The sequence below is a fragment of the Streptomyces sp. NPDC048442 genome (genome assembly GCF_040651475.1).
In the GTDB taxonomy this organism is placed as follows: domain Bacteria; phylum Actinomycetota; class Actinomycetes; order Streptomycetales; family Streptomycetaceae; genus Streptomyces.
Genome location: NZ_JBEZKB010000004.1, coordinates 141,444 through 150,840, shown reverse-complemented (window position 1 = coordinate 150,840; position 9,397 = coordinate 141,444). Strand labels below are relative to the sequence as shown.

The 9,397-nt window shown below is 71.7% G+C and carries 7 protein-coding genes; 1 reads left to right on the top strand and 6 read right to left on the bottom strand.

Going from position 1 to position 9,397, the window contains the following annotated elements:
• Nucleotides 1-6: 6 nt before the first annotated feature.
• Both AB0D18_RS08415 and AB0D18_RS08410 read right to left on the bottom strand, forming a co-directional pair.
• Nucleotides 7-483 carry a (2Fe-2S)-binding protein gene (locus AB0D18_RS08415; RefSeq protein ID WP_362414297.1) on the bottom strand — a complete coding sequence of 159 codons (477 nt, stop codon included), beginning with the start codon at nt 481-483 and terminating at the stop codon, nt 7-9.
• Nucleotides 484-510: 27 nt separating this feature from the next.
• Entirely contained in the window at nt 511-2,850 is a 2,340-nt protein-coding gene (locus AB0D18_RS08410; RefSeq protein WP_362414295.1) for a molybdopterin cofactor-binding domain-containing protein, read from the bottom strand.
• Between the two features lie 197 nt (nt 2,851-3,047).
• Between AB0D18_RS08410 and fes the strand changes: the two genes are divergently transcribed.
• A complete protein-coding gene (gene fes / locus AB0D18_RS08405) occupies nt 3,048-4,301 on the top strand; it encodes an enterochelin esterase (RefSeq protein WP_362414293.1) in 1,254 nt (417 codons plus the stop codon).
• A 45-nt stretch (nt 4,302-4,346) separates the two neighbouring features.
• Here fes and AB0D18_RS08400 read toward each other — a convergent pair whose 3' ends face one another.
• The 4 genes from AB0D18_RS08400 to AB0D18_RS08385 are packed head-to-tail and all read right to left on the bottom strand — an operon-like array spanning nt 4,347 to nt 9,361.
• A complete protein-coding gene (locus AB0D18_RS08400) occupies nt 4,347-4,538 on the bottom strand; it encodes an MbtH family NRPS accessory protein (RefSeq protein WP_362414292.1) in 192 nt (63 codons plus the stop codon).
• Nucleotides 4,535-8,467: an amino acid adenylation domain-containing protein gene (locus AB0D18_RS08395; protein ID WP_362414290.1), complete on the bottom strand. Its 3,933-nt coding sequence runs from the start codon at nt 8,465-8,467 to the stop codon at nt 4,535-4,537. Before AB0D18_RS08395 ends, AB0D18_RS08400 begins: the two co-directional genes overlap by 4 nt.
• Nucleotides 8,464-8,712 (bottom strand): phosphopantetheine-binding protein, encoded by a 249-nt coding sequence (locus AB0D18_RS08390; RefSeq protein WP_362414288.1) that lies wholly within the window; start codon nt 8,710-8,712, stop codon nt 8,464-8,466. Before AB0D18_RS08390 ends, AB0D18_RS08395 begins: the two co-directional genes overlap by 4 nt.
• A 4-nt stretch (nt 8,713-8,716) precedes the next feature.
• Nucleotides 8,717-9,361 (bottom strand): isochorismatase family protein, encoded by a 645-nt coding sequence (locus AB0D18_RS08385; protein WP_362414286.1) that lies wholly within the window; start codon nt 9,359-9,361, stop codon nt 8,717-8,719.
• Between the last annotated feature and the right edge of the window lie 36 nt (nt 9,362-9,397).

Here is a 9,397-nt window from a genome sequence, read left to right as displayed (position 1 = left end):
CCCGCCTCACATGCGCTCGGCACCCGCCTTGATCGCCTCGCGGACACGGAAGTACGTACCGCAGCGGCAGATGTTGCGGATGCCGTCCAGGTCGGCCTCGGTGACCTGGCGGCCCTGCTCCTTGACGCGGCGGACCAGGGCGACGGCGGCCATGATCTGGCCCGGCTGGCAGTAGCCGCACTGGACCACGTCCTCGTCGAGCCAGGCCTGCTGCATCGGGTGCAGGTCGGCGCCGACGGTGCCCGGGAGGCCCTCGATCGTGGTGACCTCGTCGGTCGGCCGCAGGGCCTTGACGGGGATCGCGCAGGGGTTGGCGGCCTTGCCGTTGACGTGACTGGTGCAGGCCTTGCAGACGTTGATGCCGCAGCCGTACTTCGGCCCCGTGATGCCGAGGATGTCGCGCAGCACCCACAACAGCCGCTCGTCGCCGTCGACTTCGACGGTGATCTGCTCCCCGTTGACGCGGAATGTGTACTCAGGCATGGGACGTGACTCCTGGTTCTGGCGCTTCTAGCGGACATGCTCCATGCCGTCCGTCGGGGATGCGGGTACGGGCGGAACGGTCGGCTTGGGCTCGAAGGACAGGGTGGCGTGGTTGATCGGGAAGCTGGTCGGCATGGTGCCCGTGGCCCGGCCGTAGGCGCAGGCGACCGCCGCCATCGACGCGGCGACGCCCAGCTCTCCCGCACCGCCGGGCTTGCCGGTGGTGGTGGGCATGACGATGATGTCGAGCTCGGGCGGGGTGTTCCACTGCCGGGTGTAGAAGTAGTTGTCCCAACTGGCTTCCAGGAAGTGCCCGTCGCGCAGGTGCAGGCTGGAGGTCAGCGTCTGCGCGATCCCGTCCATGAGGCCGCCCATCATCTGGGCCTCCAACCCGCGCGGATTGACGCAGAGCCCGACGTCCACGGCGCAGACGGCCTTGGTGACCCGGGGTCCTGCGACACCGTCACGGACGGGACGGTCGACCGTCTCCGGCCGGCAGTCGATCTCCACCAGGACCGCGCTGACCGAGTGGTACTCGGAGTGGAAGGCGATGCCCTGCGCGGTCCCGGCCGGCATCGTACGACCCCAGTTCCCGGCTTCGGCGACCTTGTCGAGCACCGCACGGGCACGGGCGTCGCGCAGGAAGTCGCGGCGGAACCGGAGGGGGTCCTTGCTCATCTTCGAGGCGAGGGCGTCCACGATCAGCTCCCGGGCGCAGACCACGTCGGGGGAGTAGACGCCCCGCATGCTGCCCGTGTTGAAGCCCTTGTCGGTCTCGCTGAGCAGCCTGCTGTGGACACCGAAGTTGTACGGCATGTTCTGGCTGAGCTGGAAGAAGGTCTCGGAGAAGCCGATGTCGCCCACCGGCAGCTTCGCGGCCAGCGCGGTGAAGACCTCGCCGAGCCCGTGCGAGAGGTCGGTGGCGACGCTGGTGTGCCGCTGCTTGTAGCTGAGTACGGTGCTGCCGAGGTATGCGGCGCGTACCCGGGAGGTGGCCATGGGGTGGGTGCGGCCCTGGCGGGAGTCGTCGGCCCGGTGCCACATGAGCTTGACGGGCTTGCGCATCTTCTGCGAGATCTCGGCGGCTTCGAGTGCCGCGTCGAAGAAGAGCTTGCGCCCGAAGGAGCCGCCGCCCTCGGTGACATGCACGGTGACCGCGCCCGGGGGCAGCCCGAGCCGGGCGGCGACGGCGGTCTTCGCGACGATCGGCGCCTTGAGCCCCGACCAGATCTCCGCACGGTCCGCACGCACGTCGGCGATCGCGCAGTTGGTCTCCAGTGCGCTGTTGCTGCGGAAGGCGAAGGAGAACGTGGCCTCCACCGAGGGAGTCAGCGCCGGCAGCCCCATCGGCAGCTCCGCGGCCTGCAGTTCCTTCCGTACGGACTCGTCGGACTTGCCCTCCGCGGTGCCCGGCTTCCACGACACCTGCAGGGCACGTACGGCGTCGATGCACCGGCCGAAGGTCCTCGCCCGCACCGCCACTCCGGTGGAGACCGCCACGACGTCGGTGACGCCGGGCAGGGCGCGGACCTGGTCGAGGTTGGTCACGGAGCCGACCTTGCCGTTGATCGTCGGCGGACGGCACACCATGGTCGGCAGGGCATCGGGCACGGCGAGGTCCATCGCGAACTTCTTGCGCCCGGTGACGGCGGCGAGCGCGTCGATGCGGTTGTGCGGCGTACCGATGACGGTGAACTCGCCGCGCTCCTTGAGCTCCACGGCCACCCGCCGCGGCGCGACGCTCGCGGCCTTCTCCGCGAGGGCGCCGATGCCGACGCTCCTGCCCGCGCGGTCGGTGACGACACCGGCCTTCAGCGTGAGGTCGGTGACCGCCGCGCCGAGTACGGCCGCCGCCGCGTCGAGCAGCCGGCCACGGGCGACGGCGGCGGCGACCCGGACCGGGGTGAACGTCGAGATGGTGGTGTTGGACGCACCGGTGAACTGGTTGAACGCCAGCTCGGGCCGTGCGTCGGCCAGCGTGACCCGCACCTGCGCGAGCGGTACGTCCAGCTCCTCGGCGATCAGCATGGCCGTCGACGTGGTGATGCCCTGCCCGACCTCGGCGCGGGGCAGTGCGAACGACACGGTGCCGTCCTTGTTGACCTCGATCCTGATCAGGTTCGAGGTGGGGAGGGCCGCCAGGGTCAGCACGTCGTTGAGGTCGACGAGATCGGTGAGGTCCCCGGACGGGATCTCCGCCGCGGGGCCCTGGGCCGCCGGGGTCCCGGCCGAGGCCTCCGGCGCGGATCCGATCTGGGCGGCGGTCACCAGGGTGGGAGCGGCCAGTACGTAACCGAGGAAGCGGCGTCGTCCGATGCCGGACCTGCCCCGATCCTCCGCCTTGGCCGAACGGTCGGCTCTGCTCATCTACGACGCCCTTTCCCGTCACGCTTGCGCGGGACATGACACTACCTGCTCGTGCCCGGCCGGCTGACGGGGCGTCATCGCACGGGCGGCCAGTCCGGACATGCCCCGCAGCCCAGGCAGACGACCTCGCGGTGACCCCAAGTAAGGTGAACCTTATTTGGTGATGTTGTTCGTCGAAGTGATCGCTGGAGGCCCCCATGCCGCTGACCGCCCCGCCGCCCGTCGGGACGACCCGCCGGCCGCCCCGCATCGTCCGGCCGCAGCCCGTGGAGCGTGCGGACAGCGCGTGGGTGGAGCGGACCGTCGCGGAGGGTGACTTCTGGGGGGCGGCGGTGCGGGCCGGTGGCTCGCCGGTGGTGGAGCCCGATCCGGCGGGTGGTCCCGAGCACCGGGTGGTCACCTTCCTGTGGCGGGGGACAGAGTCCACCCGGGCCGTCCTCGTCCTGCCGAACAAGATCGTCGACCCGCGCGACATGGCCCGCAACCTGATGGAGCGCGTGCCGGGCACGGACATCTGGCACTGGTCGGTGCGGATGCGCGCCGACTGGCGGGCCACGTACAGCTTCTGCGTGGACGAGGGAGAAGGACCGGAGCCCGAGGCGGCCGGATACTGGCCCTGGCTGCGCGGCAGGCAGCAGGCGGACCCGCTCAACCCGCGTACGCTGACCCGCCGTTGGGGCGGCGAACCCGTCTCGTACGTGGAGCTGCCGCACGCCCCGCACGGCGCGGACTGGCAGCGGCGCGACGGCGTCCCGCGCGGCACGGTCGGCGAGTACGTCGTCCGCAGCGAGCTGCTCGGCAACGAGCGCAGGGTGCATGTGTACGAGCCGCCGGGCGGCGGGCGCGACCTGCCCGTACTGGTGCTGATGGACGGCGAGATGTGGCAGCCGGGGCTCGACGTCGCGGCGCTGCTCGACAACCTGATCGCCGACGGCCGGATCCCGCCGCTCGTCGCACTGCTTCCCGAGTCGGTGGGCGCCGACCAGCGGTGGGCCGAACTCGCCTGCAACGAAAGCTTCGTCGGCTTCCTGGAGTACGAGCTGCTGCCGTGGGCGGGGGAGCGGCTGTCACTGACGGCGGACCCGGCACGGACCGTCGTGGCGGGACAGAGCCTGGGCGGTCTGACCGCCGCGTACGCCGCCGTGTCCGCGCCGGCCAGGTTCGGGTGCGTGCTCGCGCAGTCCGGGTCGTTCTGGTGGCCGGACGGGCCCGACCTGGAGAGCTCCGAGTGGCTGACCGGGCGGATCGCCGCCGCCGAGCGGCTGCCCGTACGGTTCTGGCTCTCGGTGGGCGAGCAGGAGTGGGTCGCGCTTCCCGCCGCGCGCAGACTGCGCGACACCCTGGAGAAGAAGGGGTACGACGACGCCGCGTACCGCGAGTACAACGGCGGGCACGACTACCTGTGCTGGCGCACCGAACTGGCCGACGGGCTGGTGGAGTTGCTGAAGTAGCGGAAGGGGGCTGCCTGCCGGGCAGCCCCCTCGTCCCCTCGCCCGTTACTCCGGCGGCTCCTGGAGGTGCGCCACGCACTGCCCGTACGGAGCCGGGCCGTGCACCGTCTCCCACCCGTCCGGCACCTGGCGGAACACCGGCCACAGCGAGTGCGCGCCACGGCCGTTCCGCAGGAGCAGGTGGGTCGGCTCGTTCGCCGTCTCCGCCTCGGGGGCGTCGAAGGGTGACGTCGTCATGAGTGGTCCAACTCCTTGAGGCGGGCGGCGAGCACGGCACAGACCTCATCAAGCGGGCCCGGTTGTGTCAACTCCGGGTGCAGACAGTCCAGTTCGTGATTGTCGAGCCCTCCGACGTACGGCGCCCAGGCGTCCGGTGTCAGCCAGTTCTCCGCGCGCGGCGCGGCGGCCGTGAAGAACAGCACGTCGCCTTCGAAACGCCGGTGCGTGTGGGCCCGCATCAGCCGGGCGTTGTTGACCACGATGTCGACCACCGCGGACAGGGTGCGGTCCGGCAGCCCGGCCAGGGCGCTGCCCTCCCGGTGCAGGGTGGCCAGGACGTCCTCGCGGGTCAGCTCGTCGGTACGGTCGTACCCGGCCATCCGCAGCAGTGCCGTCAGCGCGTCGGCCTCGGCAGGGATCGCCGAGTCCTGCCACTGGTCGGACGGGTAGGCGTCCATCAGGGCCAGCAACTCGACCTGCTCGCCCGCCTCTTGGAGACGCACGGCGACCGTGTGCGCGAGCACGCCGCCCACCGACCAGCCGAGCAGCCGGTACGGGCCGTGCGGGCGCACGCTGCGCAGGGCGTCGATGTAGTCGGCGGCCATCTCCTCCATGGTGGCGGGGAGCCCGCCCTCGCCGTGCAGACCGCGGGCCTGCAGCCCGTACACCGGCTGGTCCGGGTCGAGCCGTGACAGCAGCCCCGAGTAGCACCAGCTGATGCCACCCGCAGGATGGAACGCGAAGAGCGGTGTGCGCCCCCCGGTGGCCCGCAGCGGCAGCAGGGTGTCCAGGGCGTGGTCCGACTCGGTGTTGCCCGCGTCCAGTTGGGCCGCGAGGGAGGCCGGGGTCTGCGCCTGGAACAGGGTGCCGATGGTGAGCTCCGCACCGAGCGTGTCCCGCACCCGGGCGACCAGACGCGCCGCGAGCAGCGAGGTGCCGCCCAGGTCGAAGAACGCGTCGTCGACGCCGACCCTGGGCACCCCGAGGATCTCCGCGAAGAGCCGGGTGAGGGTCTCCTCGCGATGGTTGGCGGGCACCCGGCCCTCGTCGCCGGATCCCGTGAACGCGGGGGCGGGCAGGGCCCGTCGGTCCAGTTTGCCGTTCGGGCTGAGCGGGAAGTCGGCCAGGACGACGATCACACCGGGCACCATGTGCTCGGGGAGTGCACGGGCCAGCCGGGCACGCAGCGCCTCCGGGTCCGGCGCCTCCTCCCCGGCGGCGGGCGTCACGTAGCCGACGAGCCGCTCGTCGCCGGGGCGGTCCTCGCGGACCAGTACACCCGAGGCGCCGACCGATGCGTCCTGCGCCAACTCGGCCTCGATCTCGCCCAGTTCGATGCGCTGACCGCGCAGCTTCACCTGGTGGTCGGTGCGGCCCAGGTACTCGATCTCACCGTCGGCGGTCCACTGCGCGAGGTCGCCGGTGCGGTACATGCGCTCGCCCGGCGCACCGTACGGGTCGGAGACGAAGCGGGACGCGGTGAGCGCCGGGCGGCCGAGATAGCCGTCCGCCAACTGCACGCCCGCCAGGAAGAGTTCGCCCCGCACGCCGGGCGGGCACGGCTGGAGCGCCGCGTCCAGGACGTACAGCCGGGTGTTCCACACCGGCCTGCCGATCGGCACAGGGCCCGAACCGTCCGTGGCGCACGGGTGGTACGTCACGTCGACGGCGGCCTCGGTCGGCCCGTACAGGTTGTGCAGCGGTACGCCGCCTCGCGCCGCGTCGTCGCCCAGTACGCGGCCGAATTCGCGGACCGTCTCGCGGGGGAGCGCCTCACCGCTGCAGAACACGTGCCGCAGACCCGTGCAGGCCGAAGCGGCGGGTTCGGTGAGGAACACCTGGAGCATCGACGGCACGAAGTGGCAGACGGTGACGGCCTGTTCGCGGATGATCCGGGCCAGGTACGTCGGGTCCTTGTGACCGCCGGGCTCGGCGACGACGAGCGTCGCACCGACCCGCAGCGCCCAGAAGAACTCCCACACGGACACGTCGAACCCGGACGGCGTCTTCTGCAACACCCGGTCGCCGGGGCCGATTTCGTACTCGTGCTGCATCCAGCGCAGCCGGTTGTCGATCGCCGCGTGGCCCACGACGACACCCTTGGGCCGGCCCGTCGAGCCGGAGGTGTAGATGACGTAGGCCGGGTCCTGGGGGCCCAGGTCCGGGGCCGGGTTCCCCGTGGGGTACGGGGCGGTGTCCAGGTGGTCGAGGGCGACGACCGGGACGCCGGCGGCCGGGGTCCGGTCCGCACGGTCGGTGATCACGCACGCGGGCTCGGCGTCGGCCAGCATGGAGGAGAGCCGGTCCGCCGGGTAGTCCGGGTCGAGCGGCAGATACGCGCCGCCCGCCTTGAGCACGGCGAGGAGGGAGACCACCAGGTCGAGGGAGCGGGGCACGGCGACCGCCGCGAGAGCCCCCGGACCTACGCCCAACGTGGTGAGGTGATGGGCGAGTTGGTTCGCCCGGGTGTTCAGCTCCGCGTACGTCAGCCGCTCGTCGCCGAAGACGAGGGCAGTGGCGTCCGGGGTGCGGGCCGCCTGCTCCTCGATCGGGCCGATGAGCGTGGTGGTGGGAACCGGCCGGCCGGTGGCGTTGAACTCGTCGAGCACCAGGGCGAGTTCGTCTTCGCGGGCGATGGTGTGCGCGGCGAGCGGGGTGTGCGGACCCGACCGGGAGATGCGCTCCAGGAGCTCCAGAAAGCGGGACTGGTGCAGAGCGAGCGCGTCCGGCTCGTACAGGGCCGGGTTGCCGTCGTAGTCGATGCGCAGGCCGGAGCCGTCGGTGCGGTCGTAGACGTTGACCGTGAGGTCCTCGACGGGGCCCGCCGACAGGTTGTGCGCCTCGGTGCGGGCGCCCGCGAAGGTCAACTCATAGTCGAACGGCATGATGTTGACGAGGGGGCCGACCAGCGAACGTCCCTCGCCGAGCAGCCCCAGGTCGCGGCGGATGTCCTCGTACCGGTAGCGCTGGTGGCGGCGGGCGGCCCGGATGCCGAGCACGACCTGCCGGGTCAGCTCCGCGAACGTCGCCTCGGGGGTGACGGTGAGCCGCAGCGGCAGCACGTTCATCACCATGCCGGGAACGCGCAGTGCCACCGAGCCCATCCGGCCCATCATCGGCAGACCGAGCACGACCTCGGCCGCATGGGTGGCCCGGGACACGTACAGCGCCTGCGCGGCGATCAGCACCTCGGGCCAGGTCGCCTTGATCGACGAGGCCAGCTCGCGCAGGCCGTCGGTGGCCTGCGGCGAGAGGTGCGCGCTGCGACGGTGGAAGGTGCGGGAGGCAAGCGCGGCGCGCCCGGCCAGGGTCGGTGCCTCGGGGCGGTCGGCGAAGGCGCCGTCCCAGTGCCGGCGGTCCTTGTCGTACGTCTCCGAGACGCGGTATCCGGCGTCCTCGTCGACCAGGTCGGACAGGGGGGCGAAAGGGCTGGCCGACGGGGTCTCGCCCGCGGCGAGCGCGGTGTACACCTCGGCGGTGCGGCGGGCGAGCAGCGAGTACCCGAAGCCGTCCATCACGATGTGGTGCACCCGCTGGTACCACAGCCACCGGTCGTCGGCGACGCGCAGCAGCGCGTGCGCGAACAGCGGACCGGCCGCCAGGTCGAAGGGCGTGGCGAGGTCGGTCTCCATCCATGCGTACGCGTCCGCGGCAGGGTCCGCGGCGGCACGCAGATCACTGACGTGGAGGGGGAGTTCGAGGTCCTCGATCTCCGACTGGTACGGCCCGTCGGCCTCTTCGACGATGCGCATGCGCAACGAGTCGGCCTCGGACACCACCTGACGGAGCGTCCGGGCGAAGACCTCGGGGTCGATCGGCCCGTGGATCTCCAGGCACTCGGCGGTGTTCTGCGCCGGGCTCCGGGGATCCAGGGCCTGCGCGAACCACATGCCCGACTGGGCGGCGGTCAGCTTCAGTGCCGGACGGGTGGGGTGAGCCGTCGTCATGAATCCGCCCCCAGGAGCGGTGCCCAGGCCTCGATGGCGGGCTGCTCCGCCAGGTCGACGAAGGTCGTGGTGATGCCGTGGTCGCGGCGCCACCGCTCGACGAGCGTCATGATGCGCATCGAGTCCAGGCCGTAGTCGACCAGGTTCTCGTCGACGGGTATGTCCTCGGGGTCCTCGCCCAGGACGTCGGCGACGTCCGCGCGTATCTGCGCGACGGTCAGGGTGGCGGGTCCGGTGGCGGTCATGTCGTCAGATCCCCTTCAGAACAGCGCCGTTGACGGCTTCGGTGGTGGTGACGACCGCGCACCGGCCGGCCGCGTACCGCAGCGCCTGGTCATGGTCCTCGCGCGAGAAGTCTGCCACCGCGTCCGCGACGACGAACGCCTGTACGTCCTGCATCCACGCGTCGCACGCCGTCATCAGTACGCCGATGTTCGCGTACACGCCGACGATCACGAGCTGGTCGCGGCCCGCCTCGCGCATCCGCTCCGCCAGATCGGTGCGGACGTACGCGCTGTACTTCCACTTCGTGATCACGGTGTCGCCCGGCTCGGGCGCGACCGGAGGGGCGATCGCCTTGGCGTGCTCGTCGTCGGGCAGGCCGGGGCCCCAGAAGTCCTGCTGGAGACCGCGCTCGGCGGGGCTCTGGCCGCCGGGCTGTGCGGAGTACATGACCGGGACGCCCGCGGCGCGCGCCGACTTCGCCAACTCGGCGACATTCGCCAGGAGTTCATTGGTCGGCGAGGAGTCGGGGGTGTACGCGGTCAGGAAGTGGTTCTGCAGATCGTGGACGAGCAGCACCGCCCGCTGCGGGTCGAGAGTCCACGCGACGCGGTTGTCGGGCAGCTCGTCGGGGGTGGGCATCGGGTAAGGGGCGACGGCGGGGAGAGCCATGAACGGGGGCCTTTCGGGGGTGCGGGGGCGGTGCGG